This is a genomic window from Proteiniphilum sp. UBA5463, assembly GCF_002427225.1.
Taxonomy (GTDB): domain Bacteria; phylum Bacteroidota; class Bacteroidia; order Bacteroidales; family Dysgonomonadaceae; genus Proteiniphilum; species Proteiniphilum propionicum.
Map to the genome: position 1 here is coordinate 105015 of NZ_DIQL01000040.1, position 23428 is coordinate 128442.

Consider the following 23428-nt stretch of genomic DNA (forward strand, 5'->3'; position numbering starts at 1 on the left):
GGAGTATAACTCTCTTCCGGAACAGCTTACAGAGAGGCTAAAACGAGGTTACTTATCGCTTCTGAATGAGCCGGCGGGTAAGCCATAGGCATTATACAGGGATCCTTTCACATAGTTTCGAAACCCATATCTGACATACCGTGGCCTTTCAACCTCTATTGAAGAGACTTCAATCTTATTCCAAAAATTGGTAACTACAGCTTTTGCCGGGAAGAATTTTTTATCTTCTCCTGCTACTTCAAAGCCTTCCAGCTCTACAAACATAGGGTAGAGCCCGTGTTCTGCATTTTTGAAGCTCACTATCAGTTTATCTTCCTTTATTTCAATATCACTCATGACAGGTCCGTCGCAAGGGATATTTTCATAATTGTAGGCTTTGTTTAAAGCCTGGTAAGCTAAACGTTTGCCAACTATTTCTTTTTTGGCAGGATGTATGCACTGTAACTCGCCTGCATCAAGTGTCACTGCCATGCCTGTATTGGGTACTGCATCAAGACACTTCATTTGCGCTTCCCGCAAGTAAGCACTCTCTCTCTTCATGGGATCATCATACTGGAAGGGTGCGATCTGAACAAAGTAGAAAGGTAGTTCTTCACCCCCGCCAAAAAGATCTCTCCATTCTGATACAAGATCTGTAAAGAGAGATGTATAGTGTTGATAGACAGGGATATTGCTCTCGCCTTGATACCATATAAAACCCTTTACAGAGTAATTCACAACAGGCAACAGCATGCCATTGTAGAGCAGTGTCGGAATTTGTTGAGGCACTTGTGGATGGATCTCAATATTGGAGAGGTCAATATGGTCGTACTTTTTTAAATTTTCTTTACTCATCCATGTTTCTATTGATGAGCCTCCCCAGCTGAAATGCACAATCCCGATCGGAATTTTCAGTACATCCTGTAATGTTTTTGCAAAAAAATATCCAATAGCGCTAAAATCACCGGTAGTTGATACCGATGCCTGTTCCCACTGTCCGGCAACATCCTCCTGAGGTGTGAGCGCAGGAGTTTGTTTTGCAGTATACATATGTATAGAGGGGTAGCTTTGTGATTCGATAATTGCATCGATAGAGTTTTCCACCGGCTGGCCGGTGAAGCCTTTAACAGGCATCTCCGTGTTCGATTGTCCTGAACAGATCCATACATCTCCCAGAAAGATGTTTTGCAATACTTTCTTTTCTTTCTTCGACTCGATGGTCATGTTGTAGGGACCACCGGCTTCGGTGGTCTCTACAAACAATTCCCATTTTCCTTCTTTGTCGACTGATACTTTATACTCTTTCCCATTCCAGCCGGTTGTAATCTTTAATAAGCTGCCGGTGTCTGTTTTGCCCCATATACGGGCCTGGGAATTACGTTGAAGCACCATATTGTCACTGATTATCGATGGCAGGTGTATATCAGCGTAAATAAATGATAGTGAGCCTGTAATCAATAAAACCAAAAGGATTGTCTTTTTCATTTTTATACGTTTTTTTATTCAATTAGTTCCATCCGGGATTTTGAAAATCTATACCAGTCAGATTTTTCAGCCTGATCACCTCATCGCCAGGTATAGGAAACACCAAATGGCGTTCGTTGTTGGCTACCCGTTCATTATCAACTACAAAGCGGGTATATACCGGTTTCTGGTTGACCATTTCACACGACATGCCTGTTACTACACGATCGGTTTTGTCCAGGATATTCCAACGTCGAACATCGAAGAAGCGGTGCTCTTCAAAAGCCAGTTCAACACGTCGTTCGTTACGGACACGCTCCCTGAACTCATCTTTGCTGATACCCAGGGGAATTGCCTTCATATTCACACGGCTTCTTACCTGGTTGACCAGGTTTATTGCTTCTACAGGAGCTGTGCCTGATGCAGATGCTTCATTTATTGCCTCTGCTGCATTTAAGTAGAGTTCAGCTAAACGAAATAGTTTAAAATAACCATCTTTATTTGTATTCTTGTTTGAATCAAAATGCGAATATTTTCTTAGATAGTAACCTGTTCGAGTGTGCATTGAACTGTTTGATTTCAATTCGCAATTACCTCCCGGATATGTCCATACGAAGCTGTTGGGATTGTTCAGATTAAATCGTGAACCATTATAGTAGATAGAAGCCTTCAGACGAGGGTCTCTGTTTTCGTACGGTTTGCCTTCATCATATAGGGTCGCTTCGGGATTGATGATGGGGTGTAAATGATCCTCATCGGAATATCCTAAGATTGGACGTACACCGTCAATTGTTTCGTAAGAGTCAATCAACTCCTGAGAAGGGCTGATCCCTGCTTTTTCCATTCCGTTCACGACTGGCAAACCGTGGTATTTGAAAATCTGCAAGCGTCCGCCGGTCTGGTATATCGTCTCTCTGTCACTTCCGCCGTTCACTTCCATGGGAGTATAAAAGTACACGTCGTATGCTGAGTGTCCGAACTGTGCTCCGGGGTAGCTGCGGAACAGTGAATAGCCTTTTGAAGTACATGCATTCAACGACTCTTTGGTTATCCTGGCTGCATCTTCCCAGGTAATGGTACCGTCGTTCCATTTTGGGCTGGCTGCATATAGAGCTGCCTGCGAGCGGACAGCGTGAACAACAGCTTTGGAGAGGCGGCCTCTGTCGTTTTCAACATTACCCGGGCGCCAGGTCAATTCCTGGTCGGATGCTTTAAGTGCTTCATTGCAATCACTGATGATCTGTTTAGCACATTCGGCAAACGAATTTTTCTTCAGCACTGAATAGTCAAACTCCTTGGATGAAGGTTCCAGAATAATTGGAACCCCGCCTTGCCTTTTGATCAATTGAAGATAGTAGAAAGCTCTTAAAGCATACGCCTGGGCTCTCCAGCTGTTACGGTCTATTGTGCTGCTTATGACCGCATCATCGATATTGCTTAAAAACACGTTGCAGTAATTGATTGCTGTCCAGTAATGATTCCATGTTACATAGCCGTTTTCAATAGGATTGTAATACGGGGTCAACTGGCCTGTAAACCATTTTGAAGCGCTGCCGTGAAGCACATCGTTAGTGTCATAACTCTCATCGCTAAATGCTGCCAATAAAGTAGCTCCCGGGTACTCGGTACCATAAGGCCGTATATATGCATAACAACGGTTCAGATAAGCAGCTGTTTTCTTATCGTTCTGGAAGATCTCTTCAAAAGATATTCTCCCATCTTCAAATCGTTCGATATCTACGCATGATGAAGCACCAAACAACAGACATCCGGATAGTAATATAGTTGTAATTTTAGATCTCATACTATTTAATTTTAGAATACAATATTTAACCCAAGATTATACGTTCTGTAATGAGGATAGTTATTCAACGTAACTGATTCGGGATCCAGATCCTTGAACTTACGATCATTGATTGTAAGCAGGTTGGTACCGTTCAAATAGAATCGAATCTTATCGGTATGTAGTTTCTGGCAAAAGTCTGCCGGCAATGTGTATCCTAATTCAAGATTTTTTAATCTGAAATAGTTATTGCTAAGGATAAAGAAGCTGTTTGCCTGTGTACTCGAACTTTGCTTGGTAGATAATGCAGGGTAAGAGATTTTGTCGCCATTGGCATATGCTTCAGGCGTCCATGCATTTTTGTGATGGCCGAAGTAGGTGCCGTTCCCGTAGAATTCGTATATACCCATGCCATTGAAGTAATTGCTTGAGTGCGATACACCTTGCATCAGTGCATACAGATCGAAGCTTTTATACGCAACGCCTAAATTAAAAGAGTAGGATATTTCGGGCAGCGTATTGTATTTGACAGGTGCCAAATCCTGGTTGTTGATCACTCCGTCGTTGTTCAGGTCCTTGTATATGAAATCTCCCACACGAGGTTGTACTCCATCATAGACTAAGCCACTGTTTTTTATCTCCTCTTTAGAGTTGAAAAAACCGTTACCGTTCGAATAATCGATCAGATAGCCAAATTGTTGACCTATTGCATATCCTGTGCTGCGGAACGGATAAGCAAAGTTGCTTTCTGTTCTGTCTACTTCGTGTGCTTCGAGGACTTTGTTGCGGTTAAAGGCAAGTGCACTACCGGCTGTAATATGAAGCTCCTGGTTGATATCTTTGTCGTAAAGAAGTTCCAGTTCAAAACCTTTATTCTGCACTTTCCCCGCATTTTCATACGGCAGGCGGTCCGTTGCGATACCATGTAATGCCGGAAGCAGATTATCCTTGATAAGTATATGGTCTGTTCTGTGCAGATAGTAATCGAAATTTACTGTTAACGAATTAAACAATCCTAACGATAAACCATAGTTTTGTTGTCTCGAATCTTCCCATTGCAGGAGAGGGTTACCTCTTAATCCTTCATGTATTAATGCTCCCGAATATAAGCTTTGGATATATCCGCCGCTGCCCAGGCGTATATCATCTTCATACATATAACGTCCGCCCGGTATTTGATCATTCCCTACCTTGCCATATGAAGCCTTCACCTTCAAGTAAGTCAGCCAGTCGCCGTATTTATCTTTTATAAATTCCTCATTCGACAAAACCCAGGCTGCCGAGAGAGTAGGGAAGAAGCCAAAACGGTTGTCGCGTTTGAATTGATCTGAACTCATCAAGCTTCCATCAAACTGTACAAAATAACGATTGTCATACCCATACTTGCCGTGAAGGCTGAACGCAAGATAATCGTAAGGCAGAAACTGATCACCGCCACCTTCTCTTATTACATTTTGTGCAAAATAGTTTGCGAAGGCATCGATCTTATGTACTGTATTGAAGGTACGTTCGTAATTCAAAAATCCGTTGAAATTCAAAAAATAACGGTAGTTTGAACCTTTGTTTAAAGTGAGTTCCGAATCTATCCATGTGCCATAAGGGATAAATTCCAGTTCATTTGGTTTATCTTCGTTTCTTATGTATCGTGCATAAGTTTGATTACCGAAAATACCGCTTTGTTGCCTGGACTCGTATCCTACAGTACCATTAAGAGACAAACCTTTTGTAATGAAATCCAATCCCCAGCGTAAACCCAGGGCAACGTTGATATTGGTCTCTGTAAATCTTTGATAGCCGCTGCGGTTAAGGCTCCCATAAACTGAATTGGTATTCCAAGGGGAGACAATCACCCCGTTATCGGTTGTTACAGGCCCATACTCTGTTGCCGGTGTTTTGAAAATGCCGTCGAAAATAGTGCTTGTGCCTACTGGAGGATTATTGGTCCTTTTAACAATCACCATCTGGTTAAGGAATGCATCGAGGTTGGGCAAGAGGTTAATATCAAGGTTTGTCCTTTCGTTGAACCTTTTCATATATTTTGAAGGATCGGAATTGTCGGTCCCTTCAATGTTGAAGAGGCTGTTCTGATCGATATATCCTGCATTGATGAAATATCTGATACGATCGCTACCTCCGGTGATATTCATATTATGACGATGCATAAATGCGGAGCTTTTCAGATACTTGCCATACCAGTTGTTGTCAGGGAAAAGGTCCCTGTTTTCACCACTTCTGTATGATTCGATTTCTGCATCACTGTATTCAATAGGAAGATTGTCATTTTTTAATGCCTGGTTCCTCAATTCAGCATACTCCCAGCTATGAAGAGGTTTTGCCTTAACAGTAGGTTGCTGAATGGAGAAATCAGATGAATAGGAGACTTGCGGCTTACCATATACTCCTCTTTTGGTAGTAATGATGATAGCGCCCGAGCTGGCCTGGAATCCGTAAAGGGCGGTTGCGGCCGCATCCTTTAAAACGGTGATGGATTCAACTGTTTTGGGATCTATCATATTCAAATCAATAGTGGGAGACACGATGCCATCAATCACAAATACGGGACTATTTCCACTCATGGTATTTCTACCTCTGATAAAAAGTGCAGCTCCATCGCTGTTTGGTTCGCTTCCACCTTGTAATACCGTTAATCCAGCCAGTTTCCCTGTTAAAGAACCGGTAAATCCGCTTGAAGGATACTTTTCAAGCTCTTCGCCGCTGACAGTAGAAAATGAACCGGTAATCTCAGCTCTTTTTTCATTTTTCATCATAGCCAGAGGAATCATTTTATCCCGGCTATGTGCATCTTTTTGTAACTTAACCGTAACATTTTCATCAATCGCTACTCGTTGTGATTGAAACCCGTCACACTCTATCGTGATATCAGTAAAGTGGTAGGGTATATCTACACTGAACCCGCCCGACTTATTGGTAAAAAAGGTTTTTCCCAGTTCGGGGAAATAGATCTTTTTTAACGATAAAGGTTTGCCGTGCTGATCCAGCACAACTCCATTCACTGTTTTGGAGAGTTCATTCTGTTCAACAGAAAATCTTTCCGTTCTTAAAGCTGTGGCTGCTGAGACATAAACAGTTGTCATAGAGCCTATCAGCAGTAAGCAAATTAATTTATATATTGTATTCTTCATTACTGTAAATTCTTTTGTGATTACCATCCCGGGTTTTGCCATTTTATTCCTGTTTGTGATTCAAGTTTTGATACTTCTTCCAAAGGAATTGGCAGTAAGTGATATTTGCTTTCATACGACATTTTACTTGGAACCGAAGGATCCTGAGTCCCTACTAATATTCTTTTATAGCTGAAAGATCCATCTTGATTCCTCGTTATTTGCATGCCTGTGCTGAACTTTTCATTGATAAGGTCTTCACCGGGTAAAGCCCATCTTCTGCAGTCGAAATATCTATACTCTTCATATGACAGCTCCACCCTTCTTTCATGACGTACCAAAAGTACAGCCTCTTTTTTGTCAGGTGCTTTTACATCAACGGTAGTAGAAAATCCGGCTCTGTGACGAATCTTGTTTACATATTTCATTGCTTCATCGAGGTGCCCGCTTTCGGCTGCAGCTTCGGCAAAGTTCAGATATACGGCACCCAGCCTGTAATGTTTCCATGTGCCGTCGTCCTGACTTGTCGGGTTTGACATGGGGTGCATAAATTTCTTTGCATAATATCCGGTGCGTGTGTTAGAGCGCAATGAAGGATGAATAGAACAATTACCTCCAACAAAAGTTTCAATAACAGTTGGTGTTCCGTTCATAATCTTCTTACTGCCATTGTGGTAGACTGTGGCATAGAAGCGAGGGTCTCTGTTCGCATAAGGATTTTGGGGATCATATCCAGATTCAGGATTGTAATTAGGTTTTAACTTAGTCTCGTCCTGGTAGGGTTTTTCCAGATTCAGTACAGACTTGCCTGTATTAAGGATATCGTATGCATCAACCAGTTCCTGTGTGGGTACTGTCCCCGCCATATAGCCGCCATCAATGGGGAATCCTCTGATCACTACATGAGGAGGCACCAGGTGGTACCCCTGCCAGATAGTCTCTTTATCGTGTGGATTGGGGCTTAAATCAGCTCTTTGTACAAAGTACTCTTCATATGCTGACTTATATAGTTCGGGGTTTTGGATCTTGTCGTAAAGTTCAAAACCGTTAGCTTCAAGAAGTTGTACACTCTGTTTGTTAACCTCGTATGCCCAGTCCCATAATTTTTTTCCGTCGTTGAAACGAGGGCTTGCGGCATATATACTGGCTTCTGAACGAATTGCTGCAGCAATGGCTTTGGTCATACGGTGAATTTCTGCCATAGAGGTAATTCTCCATGGAAGATATTTGGACTCTAAAGCCTGGTCACAGTCGGCCACAATCTGGCGTGCGCAATCTTCAAAGCTGTCCTTTTTCAGTTTAGAATAATCGTAGTCTAACGATATAGGTTCTGTAAAGATGGGTATATTGCCATACCATTTCACCATTTGCAGGTAGAAATATGCTCTTAGAACATGAGCTTCTGCTGTCCATCTATCTCTTACCTCCTCCGATTCCACAGCTGCTGAGGGAATCTGTTCCAAGAAAGTATTAATCAAACGTATTTGAGCCCAGTAATTTTTCCAGTATAATCCATCCATTGAAGGGATATTGGGTTCTTCAATCGGGTGCCTGTTGGCACTGGCCATTCCTTTGTAAAGGTGGGCAAGCTGCAACCCCTGGTTATCATCACAATCCCAGTTATCATCGCTCACTCCATTGGGAATATTGGTCCAGAAAAAGTACCAGTACCCTTTTTTGGGAATGTTATTGTAACAGTTACTCAGATATTTTCCAGTCAGTACGGGATCCTCAAAGACTGCATCAAGTGAAGTTCTTCCGTCGGGGGCTTTATCAAGTTCGCTGTTGCAGGATGCAACCAATAAAGCCAAAAAAGCGACAAAAACGCTAAATATATAATGTTTATTCATTATTGTTTGTTTTTTAGAAAGTTACGTTAAGCCCAATATTATATACTCTCATGTTAGGATATTGTGTCGGGCCCGCCTGTTCAGGGTCAAAACCATCGGTCTTGAGATTGTGCCAGGTGTACAAGTTATCTCCATTGATATAGAAACGAATGCTTTCGGCATTTATCAGCCCCGAGGCTTTTTTAGGTAACGAATATCCTATCTCCATATTTTTTAATCTTACATATGATGCGTCCATGATGTAGTAATCGTTCGGTACATGGCTGGTGGATTGGGTATTTGCCAAACGTGGGTGTGAAATATTTACCTTCTCACCATTTAGCTTCTGCTGGTATCTTTCAGCCGACCAGCGATTCATATGCATGTCGAAGTAAGATTTGGCGCTCAGCTCCTCGAAAATGCCGGCATCGGCATAGTAACGGCTGTATTTTCCAATTCCCTGGACCAGGCATGAGAAATCGAATCCTTTGTAGGTAACTCCGAAACTGGCACCATAGATATATTTAGGTACTAGGCTTGAATATTTAATTGGGACAATATCCCGGTCATTAATTACGTTATCCCCATTTTGGTCAACATAGATAAAGTCGCCGGGTTTGGGAGTCCCTATCTCATAGTCAAGCCCACTGTCTTTGATTGCTTCTTCACTGTTAAAGAAACCGCTGCCATCTTTGCCTTTGGATTCATCAATAGTGTAGTCAATCTGGTATCCCCAGTTCTGTCCAAGCGTGTAACCGGTTAGTCTTTGCCTGTGAGCATAGTCTTCCGGTAAATAAGGCTCGTCTGCCTCCGTCACCCTGTTTTTATTATAACCCAGGTTTAAGTTTGCATTGAAGCCAAAGTCGTGGCGGAACCATTTGTTATAACCAAGAACCAGCTCAAACCCCTTGTTCTCAACTTTTCCCATATTCACTTTTGGGAGCGTGTGCTGCGGCCTTCCCTGAAGATCGGGCACAATGCCTCTCTGTATCAGGATCTGACTTCTGTTTTCAGTGAAATAATCAAATGTCAGACTAAAATCATTAAAGAGTCCCAAATCGATAGCATAGTTCTGTTTTTCAGCAACCTCCCATGTTATGTCCGGGTTACCCAATGCACGTTCTTCAATTTTTCCACCCATGCCCAGGCTGGGTATATACAGAACGCGTACGTCGTCATTCACCCAGCCATTGGTATTGATATCATCAAGGTAAAGGAATCTGTTGTAACCAATCTTATCGTTACCCACTTTTCCCAGGGATGCTCTCAGCTTTAAGTTTGTAAGCGTCTTATTGTTGCGTAAAAACTTTTCATTTGAAATGACCCATCCGCCGGAAAGTGCGGGGAAGAAACCAAATCGTTTGTTTGGAGAAAATTGCTCAGAGCCGTTGTAACCTAAATTGACTTCAGCCAGGTATCGATCATCATACGAGTAAGTACTACGGGCAGAGAAACCTATGACGTTAAACGGTAAATATTTATCAGTGTACGGATCATCTTCCGAAGCCTCTTTGTAATCTCTTTGGGCAAGTAGTAAACCACCTACTTTGTGCTTTTCATTAAACACCCGGGCATAATTCATCTGCCATTGCAAATTTACAAAATATCCTGACGATACTCCTTTGCTCAATGATAAAGGCCCTTCGGAATCATCGTCGCCGTCATCCAGCACATACACCTGCTCACCTGCCTTGTTTTTCAGATATTTGTAACGGATATATCTCCGGTTTCCACGCATAGTAGAACGGGCGCGCCCATTGAATGAGACCTGCGCTTTGGAACTTAATCCCGGAGTAATGAAGTCCAGGTTGATGTCTAGGCCGGTTACAGAGTTTACGCTGGAGCGGGTCTCATTGACATATCCGGCACGATTTAACAGCCCGTAGGCCGATTTGAGAGGATCGAGCGGGTCACCTACGATACGGCTTGGCTTTGAGTCCACCAACTCGCCACCCGCGATCTGTACCTTATAATCCATGCTCGACAGCGGACCGGGCGAAGTAGGCCGGTGCGTCAGGGAAGCGACAAAGATATCACTAATGCCTGAGTTGGGAGAGTTTATTTTTTCAACGCTACTGGCTATATTCAAAAACGCTTTTACTTTTTGATTGAAACGGAAGTCAATATTCGATCTGAAGTTGTAGCGATCAAGTGACGATTGCGGTTTGTAACCCAGAAATTTTTTAGATTCGGTGTTAAAGATACCACCCTGTGTTACATAACCGCTACTGATAAAGTATTGTACTTTGTTATTACCACCCGATAGGTTTATATTTCCTTTCATTATAGGGGCATGGCTTTTAAAGAGTATTTTCTGCCAGTTTTGGTTTGGGTGCCAGTATGGATCTGTTGGTTCACCGGTTTTCCAGCTTTCGAAAAGTGCAATATCCTCTTTGCTGAATTCAGCGAATGGCGCAGCACCCTCATTCATTAATGCTTCATTACGCAGTATCGCATATTCCCATGAATTAATACGTTCAGGTTTGAATGCAAACCCCTGAGTGCTATACTCCAAGGAGGTGCTAACCTTTACCGATCCCTCCTTTCCACGCTGGGTAGTAATCAAGATAACGCCATTGGCACCTCTGACACCGAATACGGCTGTGGCTGATGCATCCTTTAAAATTGAGATATTTGCAATTTCGTGAGGATCTATGTTTGAAATATTGTCATAAGGAATGCCATCAACAAGGATAAGAGGATTCATTCCATTCATTGTGGCTGCACCTCTGAGAAACAGATTTATGTTTTCGCGTCCCGGCTCGCCGCTCGACTGCATTACTGTAAGCCCGGGCAGACGACCGGATAAAACAGATGCAACATTGGTTGAAGAGCTTTTAAGCAGATCCTTATTATCCAGTGATGCAATAGAACCGGTTACCGAAACTTTCTTTTGGGCGCCATATGCTACGACCACCACCTCGTCCAGAAATTCGGTAGTTGGTTTTAACTGAATGACCAGGGGTGATTGATTTGTGACGTTTACCTCTTGGGTATCGTAGCCCAGGTAAGAAAATACAAGTACAGCAGGCAGATCGACCGAAAGAGAAAACTTTCCATCTATGTCGGTCACAGTACCTGTAGTCTCTGCACCTTTAACTACAATATTTACCCCGATAAGAGTTTCTCCTTTTTCATCTTTTACAAGCCCCGTAACGACATGCTTTGATGAGACAGCTGTTTCATTTAAGGCATATGCAGGACAATAATTAAATAATATTAGTATAAATAATACTAACCTACCTGCATTTACCAAACAAGACAGCCTTTGCGCTAGTGGTTTTGTGTTGTTTAAGTACATAGTAAAATTGTTAAATAATAATTAAGTTAATAAATTAGTTTTCACGTTGCCTTTTAATCAAATATTTAAATATTTGTACAATTGGATTAAATATTTCATATACATTTGCTTTAAAAATTTAGGAAACAAAAATATGAAATAACAAAATCGAGCTCGTGTGTGTTTGTACATTTGATTTGCTTAATTGTGCTTATTTGCTTTAATGTACAATCGAGATGATAAAATGTACGGAAGAGCACTATAGGTATTCAAAATATTATTTTTTTTACAAATGATTAGAGAAATATGCAGGTCGTGACTTTAAAAAGGTTAATTTTTGCAATTTTACCCCTTTTCTGTATTGCTGCCAATACAGAAAAATTGTATTTTAATATTGAATATTTAACAATTCAGGAAGGTTTGCCACATACTGATGCTAACGTCGTGATTCAGGATAAAGACGGGATTATCTGGATTGGTACTTATGCCGGTTTGTGTAAGTATGACGGGTATCAAATTGAGACATTTTATCAGGAGAAGGAGAATTTTTCAAACAGTTACGTTAATCGTATCCTGGATATATCTATTGATGATGAGGGAAAATTCTGGCTTGCTACTGTTGCGGGTATTCAATACTTTGACCCTGCGACCAAAGAGTACTTGCCCCTTACAATTTATGCTAAAGACAGTCAGCATGCAGTGAATAAAAACATAGAAAAAATTCTGTCAGTAAAAGATTCTTTTGTTCTAATCAAAGATGCAGATAATCAATTTTATATGTACGAGCGTGTGGGTGATAATATATTGCAGGAAATCAGTATAGATATAAATGCTCACTGTTTTTCGATGCAAAAAGACAGACTGAACAGAGTATGGCTTTCTACAGATCAGGGATGTTTTATTTTTGATTCAGGCAGAAAAATCAATCAACTTGAACTCCCGAATGCAATATTATCTGATGAGGGAAAAGTAATCCGTTATACTTTTTTGGACAGCCATAATCAGCTTTTTATTGCAACTGAAAAAAATTTATATGTCAGCAATAGCCTTCAGTTTATCAATTCCAAAAATAATGAGGGATCAATATATAAACTTAGCAGGCTTAAAAAATTACCTATTTCCTTTGAGAATGGGTTGATCACCGATATTGTTGAAGATTTTAAAAACAACTACTGGGTATCTTCCACAAAAGGATTGTTTCTTTTAACTCCCGAAAAAGGAGAACTTAATGTGGCTTCCTTTTATGCAGGCAAGGCCCCCAGCTCAATTAACTCTGATTTCATTATTGACCTTTTCATTGATCAGACTCATAATCTTTTTATATCCACTTACGCTGGTGGGGTTAATGTAATAGACTTGCAGCAAAAAGCTTTCTATCGTGTACAACATGAACCTGATAATCCCAATACTATATCTGATAAAATAGTCAGGGCTATTGCAGATGATGGTACCTGCATATGGGTAGGTACTCACTCCAATGGGCTAAACAGGATTAATAAAAACAGCAAACAAATTACCCGTTACTTACATAACAAATCGGGCAAGTCGCTTAGCTGCAACAATATACGTTCTTTGCTTTTAAATCAGGACTTGCTCTGGATCGGACATACCAATGGTTTGGATATATTGAATATAAAGGAGAGCAATCCCAAGATACAGAGTTTGAATGATATCTGTAATTTCCCTAATGATGAAGTAACCGGTATTAGCAAAGATTGCTTTGGTCAGATATGGGCTGGAACATGGAATCATGGAGTAATTAGAATTATTCAAAAAGATAACCGCTTCGAATGCACGGTATTCAAAGAATCTCAACCTGCTACCAGTGCATTTACCCCAAAGCGAGTAATAAGTCTGTATGCTGATGAAATATATCCTGAAGTGTTCTACTCTTCAGGAGAACAGTTGGTCCGGCTGATGTTGAATGAAGAGGGGCAGGTAATGCATACTATTCAATATCAGGCTGATGAAAGCAATCAATATACTTTAAATTCAAATTTTATTAGCACTATTCGTCGTCAGAACGATTCGGTACTCTGGCTTGGGACGTTGGGCGGCGGAGTGAACAGGATGGTGCTTCTTGATGGTAACGACTATAAAGCGGCATCAATTAAAACTGGCGACTCGCAATATCAAAATATTGAATGCCTGGAGATTGATAACAACAATAATATCTGGGCAGGTGGAAACAGATTGTACCGTTTTAATCCGTTTAATCAACATTTACAGGAATTTAAGATTCCTGGAGGTATGAATAGTTACAAGATCGGTAGCTCTTTTATTTCTTCTGAAGGCACCATATATATGGGCGGAATTGATGGCTTTATCTATTTTAACCCCGCCGAAATCAAAAATAACCGGACATTGGCTCATCCCAACATTTCTTATATTGAGGTTAATAATCAAAAAAGGAATTTTGTTGATAAAATTGAACTGAAATATAGCGAGAACAATATTAAAATATTTTTAACTCCCTCACATTACAGCTCTCCTCACGATTGTAAATTCAGATATCGTCTGGCTAACTATGGTACTGAATGGGCTGAAACGCCAATTGGAGTACACTCAATCTCATATGCCAATTTGCCTTATGGTAAGTACACACTGGAGCTTATGGCTACAAATAATGATGGGATATGGAGTACGGAGGTGTTCTCAATACCATTGAATGTTATTCCTCCATGGTGGTTGTCAGGAACAGCTAAATATATTTATATTTTGCTGATTATTATAGTTATGGTCGCCGTTTACTTCTACATATCCTATTGGATAGAACTGAAGAAAAAACTGGCATTGAAAGAGGCAGAAAAACGTCAGTCTAAAATGCTGCAATTACAGCAGAATCAGTTTTTCACCAATGTATCTCATGAGTTGCGCACTCCGCTAACATTGATACATGGAACGATCGAAAAACTGATAAGGGAAAAGGATTGGAAAGAGGAGTATGGTAATATACTAACACGTAATACAGGCCGGATGATGCAGCTTATAGACAATGCCATTCATTTCGATAAAATAAAAGAGGAGCTCAATCCGCTGAAAGTAAATGAGGTCCCGATATATTCATTTTTTGATTCCCTGAGCCTCGATTTTAAAAATCTTGCCGATGTTAAACAGATAGGATTCAACTTCGATATTATGTTGGTCGACCGCGATGAGATGGGTTGGTTTGATGAAGAGTATATTACTGAAATTTACTTCAACCTGTTGAGTAATGCCTTTAAGTACACACCTGCACATGGTATGATTAATGTAAAAGTGGCATTGGGAAAAGATAACTTTACACATATATTCAATGAAAAGTACACCTTAACAACTAAAAATGAGAAGTATGATCACAACCTTGAAATATTTATAGAAGATAATGGCATGGGTATTCCTAAAAAGTCTCTGGCCAAAATTTTCCATCGATTTTATCAGGTAGAAGAAAGTAACGATAGCAATATAATAAGTTCGGGTATTGGTTTAGCTTTGGTAAAGAAATTGGTACTATCTCATAAAGGCACACTTTCAGTTTCGAGCGAAAAAGGGAAAGGGACAGATTATATAATTAAGATACCTCTTCGTAAGGAGTATTACTTGGAAAATGAAATAAATGATAAAAATCGGGTTATTGTAAATCAAGATGTTCATGAAGATTACAAACTCCTGCCAAAAGAGCTAAATACACATATTGACGAATTAAAACCTGTTCTGCTAATAGTAGAAGACAATTTGGAGGTACGCCTCTTTCTGAGACAGACACTTTGTAAAAGCTATAATATTGTGGAAGCTGTTGACGGGTTTGATGCGCTGGAAAAAATCAGGTTACACAGGCCCGGCGTTATACTATCTGATCTGATGATGCCAAAAATGGATGGATATGAACTTTGTAAAGCATTAAAACAAAACAAGGAATTTGCACATATCCCGTTTATATTGTTGACAGCCAAAGTGGCTTTAGACGCCAAAATTGAAGGTGTAAACGTTGGGGCAGACGCCTACCTGGAAAAACCCGTTAACACCGATCTGCTTTTTTCAACTATTTCCAACCTTTTCCAATCGAAGAATAATGTAAAAAAGTATCTTTCGTCCAACTACTTGTCGGTTGCAATGGGAGATCGTCTGCATAGCCGGGACAATGAATTTTATTACGAAATTATTAAACTGATAGAAAAGAATATAGATAATCCCGATCTGAATGTAGATTTCTTCTGTAAAGAGTTGGGATATAGCAGAACCAGTTTATACCAAAAATTCGATGAAGTCATAGGTATGCCTATAAAGCAGTTTGTCAGGACAGTACGGCTGAAGGTCGCCGTTAAAATTATTGCTGAAGAGGATGTTGCCATATCAGAACTGATATTGAGAATAGGTATAAAAAGCCAGTCCTATTTTACAAACATTTTTAAGAAAGAGTATGGTATGCCCCCAAGTGAGTATATGAAAAAACTTAAAAACAATAATTCATAATTCTATATGAGAGTAAAACATGTGTTAATCTGTCTCTTGCTTGTGCTGTCACTGAGCAGTTGCATTGATGGAGGAAACAGACAAGATTTAACAAACTATGTTGACCCGTTTATCGGAACCGCTGATAATGGACACACTTTTCCCGGGGCTACATCTCCATTTGGAATGATTCAGGCCAGTCCGCAAACGGGGAATGACGGTTGGAGATATTGTTCAGGCTTTAATTATGGCGATGATACAATTATTGGCTTTGCACAAACTCATCTCAATGGAACCGGTGGCCCTGATCTGGGGGATATTCTATTATTCCCTTTTACGCGACTAAATGGAGAGGATAAGTATCTAAGTGCCTTTGATAAAGAGAGGCAAAAAGCTTCGGCCGGATATTATAGCGTTTATCTCACTGATGCTCGGGTGTATGCAGAGATGGTTACTACTCCACGTACAGCATTTTACAAGTTCACCTATTCAGGAGAGGAGATTCCCCAGCTCCTGGTTGATCTTCAAAACGGAATAACCGGTTGGGGTAAAACGGTGCAGGACCATGTATTGGAAGCGGAACTGAAGATTGTTGGCAATCGGATGTTGTTAGGTCACAACGAGGTGGAGGCCTGGGTGAAAAGGAAATATTTTTTTGCGATTGAACTGAGCGCTCCTTTTGGTGAGAAACGTGTAGTCCCTAGGCAGGAAAAGGAAAGAGCCGACCGTCTGGTACTTCAATTTCCTTCGCTTGAAAAAAGGGAACTGTATGTGAAGGTAGGTCTTTCAACGGTAAGTACTGATGGTGCTCTGAAAGCAATAAGTGAGGAGAATCCGGATTGGGATTTCGATGCAGTCAGAACTGAAAATCAAACAGCATGGAATAAACTGCTTTCCCGTGTAGAAGCAGAGGGACCGGAAGAAGATAAAACAAACTTCTATACTTCGCTCTATCACCTGTTTATTCAACCCAACAATATTGCCGATACCGATGGCAAGTATCGCGGGGTGGATGATCAGGTCTGTCAGGCTGCGGATAACGAGTATTACTCAACCTTTTCATTATGGGATACCTATCGTGCATCCCATCCTCTCTACACCATATTAACCCCGGAGCGGGTGAACGGATTTGTCAGGAGCATGATTGCACATTACAAAGCACAGGGCTATCTGCCCATCTGGACGGTTTGGGGTAAAGAGAACCACTGCATGATTGGCAATCATGCTATTCCGGTTATTGTAGATGCCTATATTAAAGGGTTCAGGGATTATGATGTGGAGAAAGCATATGAAGCAATAAAAGTGAGTTCAACCGAGAATCATTTTAACTCTTCGTGGGATATATATAATAAATTTGGATATTATCCTTTTGATCTTATCGAAGTAGAATCTGTCTCCCGAACCTTGGAGTCGAACTTCGACGACTTTTGTGTGGCTCAGATGGCAAAAGCAATGGGTAAAATGGACGATTACAACTCTTTTTCGGAGCGTGCCGGTTTTTTTAAAAATTTATTTGATCCTGAAAGTAAATTAATGCGCGGCAGGGATTCCGGAGGGGAGTGGAGAACTCCTTTCAACTCTTTGCGACTGTCACATGCCTCCACAGCCGGAGGTGACTATACAGAGGGAAACGCATGGCAATATACCTGGCATGTACAGCATGAAATAGAAGGCTTAATAAGCTTAATGGGCGGTAAAGGCCTGTTTGCAAGTAAGCTGGATTCTCTTTTTTTCTTAGCACCGGATAAGATGAATAGTGGCTTTACGGCTGATGTTACCGGCCTTATCGGTCAATATGCCCATGGTAATGAACCCAGTCATCATGTAGCCTATCTTTATCAATATGTTGATCAACCCTGGAAAACCGAATCGTTAATACGAGAAATCTTCGATCGTTTCTATCTGCCTAAGCCTGATGGACTTTGCGGCAATGATGATTGCGGGCAAATGTCGGCTTGGTACATATTCTCAGCAATGGGCTTCTATCCTGTAAATCCGGTTGGGCAGGAGTATGTAGTCGGAGCGCCGCAACTTCCCAAAATTACACTACATTTAGAGAACAATAAAACCTTCAGAGTGGTGGCTAAAAACCTGAGTAAGGAAAACAAATATGTCAAATCCATCACTTTAAACGGCATAAAACTGAAAGGGTTTACATTAAGTCATCAAGACATTATGGATGGAGGAGAATTAATTTTTGAAATGAGTAGCGAAATACATAATAGAAAATAAATAAAAAAACTGAAATGAAAATGATGCTTAGATTGGTTTTACTCCTTTGCCCTGTTTTTTTATTGGCAGGATGTTCAGACAATAAAACCGTAGAGATAAAGAATCTGCGTACAGAGTACATGGTGGAACCATTGGGTGTGGAATCGGCTATGCCACGGTTTACCTGGGAATATCAGGGCAACGATGAAGATTTTAAGGAGGGAAAACACGTTATTTATATCGGTACCGATAAAGAAAATTTGCAACCCTGCGATACATATCTGGATTATGAATCTCATACCCGTTATTACTGGAGAGTTAAAGTATGGAATGAAAATGATAAAGAGCCGATTCTTTCTGATATAGCCTCTTTTGAAACAGGTAAATTGCATGAATCTGATTGGGTTGCAAAATGGATTACCGACAACCATCCAAAAGATTTCGAACCGGCTCCCATGTTTCGGAGGGAGTTTTTTGCAGATAAAAAAGTGGTACAAGCACGCTTATATATTGCCAGTGCCGGTTATTACCTCGCTTACCTGAATGGCGAAGCTGTGGGTGACCATTGCCTTGATCCTGGTTATACTCAGTTTGATAAGCGTATCCTGTATGTTACACACGATGTAACCAGATTGATAAGGCAGGGGAAAAACGCTATAGGCGCTGTTTTGGGAAACGGGTGGTATAACGTGCAATCTAAAGCTGAATGGCTTTTTGAAACTGCTTTCTGGAGGAATCGCCCATCTTTTATCGCCGAACTTCATATTAATTACGAGGATGGCAGTCAGGATTTTATTCTTAGTGATAATCTCTGGAAAACTAATGCAGGTGCTTACCGTTATAATGATATTTATAGCGGCGAATTTTATGATGCACGCCTTGAAGATAACGGCTGGATTTATGCCGATTATAATGATTCTGGCTGGGAGTATGCAGAGGAAATTGAATCACCTTCGCAAAAACTGGTCTCTCAGCAGATGCCTCCGATTCGTGTTACGGAAACGATAAAACCAGTTGGTTTTAAGAAATTCAACAATCAACTATATGTGTATAGCTTCCCGAAAAATATGGCAGGGTTCTGTTCTCTCCATGTGAAAGGGACCGAAGGTACCAATGTACGCGTCTCCTACGGAGAGTTATTAAAGGATGGTGGGCGTTTGGAACAGGGGAATATAAATGTATATTACCATCCGGAAAAAGAGGAACAGATCTTTCAAAGTGACCTGTTCACGTTAAAAGGGGACAAGCAGGGAGAGACTTTCACACCGGCATTCTCTTACAATGGGTTTCAATATGTTGAGGTGGAGAGTGATCAGCCTGTTGAGTTGTCTGAGAATGATCTGACGGCGCTGTTTGTGCATACCGACCTGGCACCCGTGGGCAGCTTTAGCTGTTCGTCAGACTTGTTGAATAAGGTGTGGAATGCTACTATGCAGGCATACCGAAGCAATATTCATAGTATTCCCACCGACTGTCCGCAACGTGAAAAGAATGGCTGGACTGCTGATGCTTATATAGCTATTGATCTGGCTTTGTTGGGATATGATGGTATTACTCTTTATGAGAAGTGGATGAATGATTTTATTGATAATCAAAGGCCTAGCGGAGAAATTTCAGGTATTATCCCGTCTTGCGGGTGGGGATTTGGTGAGTGGCCCGGCCCGGTATGGGATGCTGCAATGTTTATTATTCCTTATGCTTTATATAATTATTATGGCGATATGCGATGTATTGAAAACCTCTACCCATCAATGAAAAAATATCTGGAGTATATCAAAACCACAGAGAGAGATGGATACCTTCCTTCAGGGTTAGGTGACTGGGTATTCTGGAAGTCAACAACCAACGTTGAGTATACATCAACATTGTTTTATTATCTTGATAATAAACTTATGTCATTCTTCTCCGACCTGTTGGGCAAAGATTCTACTCCATACCGTAATAAAGCCGAAACTCTAAAAGAGCTTATCAACAATAGATATTTTAACCCCATTACCGGTATTTATGCTGAGGGAACACAAACAGCTCAGGCTCTTGCCCTCTATTTGGGTTTGGTGGATGAAGGTAAAGAGGCTTTAGTGGCCGAAAACCTGCATAATAAGGTTGTTGAAAACAATTATTTTTTAGACTTTGGCCTTCTTGGCAGTAAAACAGTACCGGCTATGCTTACTAAATACGGTTATGTTGAAGATGTGATGAAGATGGCTCTTAAAACCGATGCCCCATCGTGGGGCTACTGGGTGGAAGCCATGGGATACAGCACATTACCCGAGACCTGGACCTTGGATCCGGATTTCAAGGATGCCTCTCTGAATCACGTTTTTATGGGTGATATATCGGCCTGGATGATGAATAACCTGGCAGGAATTAATTATGACAAGAATAACCCGGGATTTAAGAATATTTTGTTTACCCCTCACTTTGTGAAAGATTTAGATTGGGCTAAAGGGAGCTACTATTCAGTAAAAGGTTTAATAACCAGTGAGTGGAGAAGGGTAAAAGATGAAGTAAAACTCACCATCTCTTTACCGGTGGGAACTACAGGTATATTGAAAGCTGGAGATGATGAGACTAATTTAAAACCGGGTAAACATACATTTACATACAAAGAGTAGAACCCATTTTATTGGGGAGTATAAAAACTGCTGTAAATGTTTGCCGGATCTATTACTTTATGTCGATATAGGATATTTGATAAAACGGATAATCCATATGGCGGTTCTTTTTTGAGAAATGGAAAGCTAATATTATTAGTACGATGGGCAAATTCAAATTTGCCCATCGTACTTCTTCTAAATAGTTTTAACAGAGCTACAGTAACCTATTTTATTTTTGCAAGTCCTTGCCAGGAAATAAAATGTTTTCTTATTCCTTTTTCATCCATCCATTTACGTGTATCCATCGTTGTCAGATTTCCTGAGCCGGGGCCGCCCCCATTATTGTTCTCCCAAACCCAGGTTGGAGTTGACCAGAGACAGGTATGGAAGTTGACTGTTTTGTAAAAATTCTCATCACACCCTTGCTGCCCATGATGAGCCATCTGCAGGTAGTCGCAGTTCAGATCGTTTACAAATGAACTTTGGAGTGCTTTATTCCCACACTCAACGCCGGCATCACCAAGAAAAACGAACGATTTGTGGTTATCCCAAACACGAATGATGCAACTTGAGTTGTTGTACGGATTTGTTGTGAATTCAGGATTGGCGACCCCTAATATCTTGAATCTGATTTCATCAATATCAAACTGCAAACCCGGTTCGGTAATATTCACCACATCTATACCGGAATTGTTAAGTGCTCTATCATATTTATACACATCTTCCTGACTGGCCTCTTCCAGTCTGATAATGGAATCAGGGAGTGCCGAATGGATAATTCTTTTAATAATGATGTCGTTGGGCTTTTCCAGTATATTTGTAAGAGCACCCATATGGTCATCATGTGGATGGCTTACGATCCACAGTTCCACTTCATTTCCAAGTGCTCCTATAAAGCCTCTCAGGTATGATTCTTCCGATGCTGTGCCTCCGTCTATTACAACAACTTTTCCTCCATTACTTTTTATGATATAGCTATTACCGATTGTATTGACCTGTGAGGGCAGTTGCCAGAGTGTAAACCTTTTCCCGGTAGTACAACAGGCAAGGAGCATTATAATAAAAAAAGATACCGGGAAAACGCGGATTGAGATTTTTAATTTCATTATTCAATAAGTTTATTTTTTTTATTTTAATATTTTATGATAGGTTCTGATTCTGCTGATTGTTACCGGCCCGAATAAACCCGAAGGCTGAAGAGTACTGTCTTTGTTGTACGGATTAACAAAACACCCGGTTGTACGTTGGTCTTCTGGCAGCTTGAGTTCTCCTATAAGGCGATTCATCCAGTTGTTTACGATTTCAATCTTTATGGCGTTTGTCCCTTTCTTTAAGAACGGCGTTATCTTCAGCCGGTATGGGGGGGTCCAGACTCCTCCGGCATATATGTCGTTTATATAGACTTTACCCATGGCGGTAAGCTTTCCCAAATCGATAGTGATTTCGTGATGGCCGGATAACGAATCTATTGTGAAATGGTTCTTATAGATAGCTGTTCCCGAATAATATTTGATATCATTGTCGGAGAATGTTGTCCAGTCCTTTAATGAGTCGAACCGCACCGGCTCGGATGGTCCTCCGCGAAGCGGATCAAACGTAACGGTCCAGTCCCGGGAGAGGTCGGCAACAAGTTGAGGTGCCGGATAATTCGTTTCAGGATTGTAGGAGGTTGCCTTTTTATCGCTTTTATGCCTGAAAACGATAAAAGTGCTTTCAAATGGTGCCATTTTTATCGGAACCGCTGTAACGCCGTTCTTATCATCGAAGGCAGGGAGTGAACGGGTATATCCGGTGGTAGGCTCCCATGTTTCAGGTTGCATCCCTTTTACCCGGAATTTGGGTGTAATGATTTGTTCTTTATCCGTCTGGTTGGAAAGAAAGTAAATCTCTATCCCTCCCATGGTCCGGTGTCCGTAGTGAATAGAATTGTCTTCCGGCAATTTACAGTCGGGGAGAAGTCCGATCCTGTCGAAAACTTCTTCAAGTGACAAACCATTCATGATCAGACCCTTTCCGTAGTCCCGCTGTTTGATTGTTTCGTCGACCAGGTCACCCCAAAGTTCGATCGCCAATTGCTCTACCCGGTTGTCTGCCTCCGGTTGGTTCTGCTGGCTGGGTGAGCGCTTTGGCGCCGGCCCCAGTATGTAGGCTCCTTCGTTGACCAGTTTTTTGATTTTAGCCAATAGTTCCGGACGCATCGTTTCCTGTTTGGGAAGCACGAGCACCCGGTACTGTGTGCCATGGGGGAGGGTCAGTAAACCATTTTTCACCGTCATATCCTGTTCGATCACTTCTGCATTTATGTAATCGTACTGATAACCGATAGGCAAAGGTGGATCTGTAATACCGGTCATTTTCGGAGTATCTTCACCAATGAAGTAAGCAACATCTGCTACGTTCAAACCTTGTTGTAACATAAAGTTCACCCGTTTCAAATACTCTGTATAGACATCCAGTTGTGAAAACCATGTATTCTTGCGGTCGAACTCATTCCCAAACCATGCATTCACCCCGGGATTTTTTTCTTCGTAAGGCTGCATGATGTACAGATGCAGGAGCGTATTGTTTATCCCTTCGGCAAAGAAGCGATCTGTACGCTGTTTCATCATCGCCGGATGCCTGGAATAGGCCGGCCCGCCGGAAGTGTTCGATTCGGCGGAGATTTTGGTTTTCCCGTAGATGTGTCCTGCGGATGTGGCCGCACGGTTCTCGATATCACCCAGTTCACCCTG

At 41.2% G+C, this 23428-nt stretch carries 10 protein-coding genes; 3 read left to right on the forward strand and 7 right to left on the reverse strand.

Features of this window, described 5'->3' with window-relative positions; genetic code table 11:
- Positions 1 to 48: 48 nt before the first annotated feature.
- From B3B27_RS06775 to B3B27_RS06795, 5 genes are read right to left on the reverse strand one after another with little or no spacing between them, the layout of a single operon-like run.
- Positions 49 to 1464, reverse strand: a complete 1416-nt coding sequence (locus tag B3B27_RS06775; RefSeq protein ID WP_238841550.1) for a sialate O-acetylesterase — start codon at positions 1462 to 1464, stop codon at positions 49 to 51.
- Positions 1465 to 1486: 22 nt separating this feature from the next.
- The gene (locus B3B27_RS06780; RefSeq protein ID WP_238841551.1) at positions 1487 to 3247 is read right to left on the reverse strand and encodes a RagB/SusD family nutrient uptake outer membrane protein; all 1761 of its coding nucleotides are present in this window, start codon (positions 3245 to 3247) and stop codon (positions 1487 to 1489) included.
- A gap of 11 nt (positions 3248 to 3258) precedes the next feature.
- Positions 3259 to 6411, reverse strand: a complete 3153-nt coding sequence (locus tag B3B27_RS06785; protein WP_286847173.1) for a SusC/RagA family TonB-linked outer membrane protein — start codon at positions 6409 to 6411, stop codon at positions 3259 to 3261.
- Positions 6390 to 8198 (reverse strand): RagB/SusD family nutrient uptake outer membrane protein, encoded by a 1809-nt coding sequence (locus B3B27_RS06790; RefSeq protein ID WP_286847174.1) that lies wholly within the window; start codon positions 8196 to 8198, stop codon positions 6390 to 6392. Before B3B27_RS06790 ends, B3B27_RS06785 begins: the two co-directional genes overlap by 22 nt.
- 13 nt (positions 8199 to 8211) lie before the next feature.
- On the reverse strand, positions 8212 to 11478 hold the full coding sequence (locus tag B3B27_RS06795; protein WP_238841554.1) for a SusC/RagA family TonB-linked outer membrane protein: 3267 nt from the start codon (positions 11476 to 11478) through the stop codon (positions 8212 to 8214).
- A 399-nt stretch (positions 11479 to 11877) separates the two neighbouring features.
- Between B3B27_RS06795 and B3B27_RS06800 the strand changes: the two genes are divergently transcribed.
- The 3 genes from B3B27_RS06800 to B3B27_RS06810 are packed head-to-tail and all read left to right on the forward strand — an operon-like array spanning position 11878 to position 20714.
- Positions 11878 to 15909, forward strand: a complete 4032-nt coding sequence (locus B3B27_RS06800) for a hybrid sensor histidine kinase/response regulator transcription factor (RefSeq protein ID WP_286847175.1) — start codon at positions 11878 to 11880, stop codon at positions 15907 to 15909.
- 6 nt (positions 15910 to 15915) lie between these two features.
- Positions 15916 to 18120, forward strand: a complete 2205-nt coding sequence (locus tag B3B27_RS06805; protein WP_238841556.1) for a GH92 family glycosyl hydrolase — start codon at positions 15916 to 15918, stop codon at positions 18118 to 18120.
- A 14-nt stretch (positions 18121 to 18134) separates the two neighbouring features.
- Complete coding sequence (locus B3B27_RS06810; protein WP_414703263.1) at positions 18135 to 20714, forward strand: family 78 glycoside hydrolase catalytic domain; 2580 nt, start codon at positions 18135 to 18137, stop codon at positions 20712 to 20714.
- Between the two features lie 206 nt (positions 20715 to 20920).
- Here B3B27_RS06810 and B3B27_RS06815 read toward each other — a convergent pair whose 3' ends face one another.
- Positions 20921 to 21802, reverse strand: coding sequence for a ComEC/Rec2 family competence protein (locus tag B3B27_RS06815; RefSeq protein WP_238841558.1), 882 nt, complete (start codon positions 21800 to 21802; stop codon positions 20921 to 20923).
- A 21-nt stretch (positions 21803 to 21823) separates the two neighbouring features.
- Positions 21824 to 23428: glycosyl hydrolase (locus tag B3B27_RS06820; protein ID WP_286847179.1), on the reverse strand; the 1605-nt coding region annotated here is incomplete at its 5' end.

What these genes read in the sequence shown, in the direction of transcription:
- B3B27_RS06805 (WP_238841556.1), top strand. Translation starts at nt 15,916, where the DNA reads ATGAGAGTAAAACATGTGTTAATCTGTCTCTTGCTTGTGCTGTCACTG.
- B3B27_RS06775 (WP_238841550.1), bottom strand. Translation starts at nt 1,464, where the DNA reads ATGAAAAAGACAATCCTTTTGGTTTTATTGATTACAGGCTCACTATCA.
- B3B27_RS06810 (WP_414703263.1), top strand. Translation starts at nt 18,135, where the DNA reads ATGAAAATGATGCTTAGATTGGTTTTACTCCTTTGCCCTGTTTTTTTA.
- B3B27_RS06785 (WP_286847173.1), bottom strand. Translation starts at nt 6,411, where the DNA reads ATGGCAAAACCCGGGATGGTAATCACAAAAGAATTTACAGTAATGAAG.
- B3B27_RS06780 (WP_238841551.1), bottom strand. Translation starts at nt 3,247, where the DNA reads ATGAGATCTAAAATTACAACTATATTACTATCCGGATGTCTGTTGTTT.
- B3B27_RS06815 (WP_238841558.1), bottom strand. Translation starts at nt 21,802, where the DNA reads ATGAAATTAAAAATCTCAATCCGCGTTTTCCCGGTATCTTTTTTTATT.
- B3B27_RS06795 (WP_238841554.1), bottom strand. Translation starts at nt 11,478, where the DNA reads ATGTACTTAAACAACACAAAACCACTAGCGCAAAGGCTGTCTTGTTTG.
- B3B27_RS06790 (WP_286847174.1), bottom strand. Translation starts at nt 8,198, where the DNA reads ATGAATAAACATTATATATTTAGCGTTTTTGTCGCTTTTTTGGCTTTA.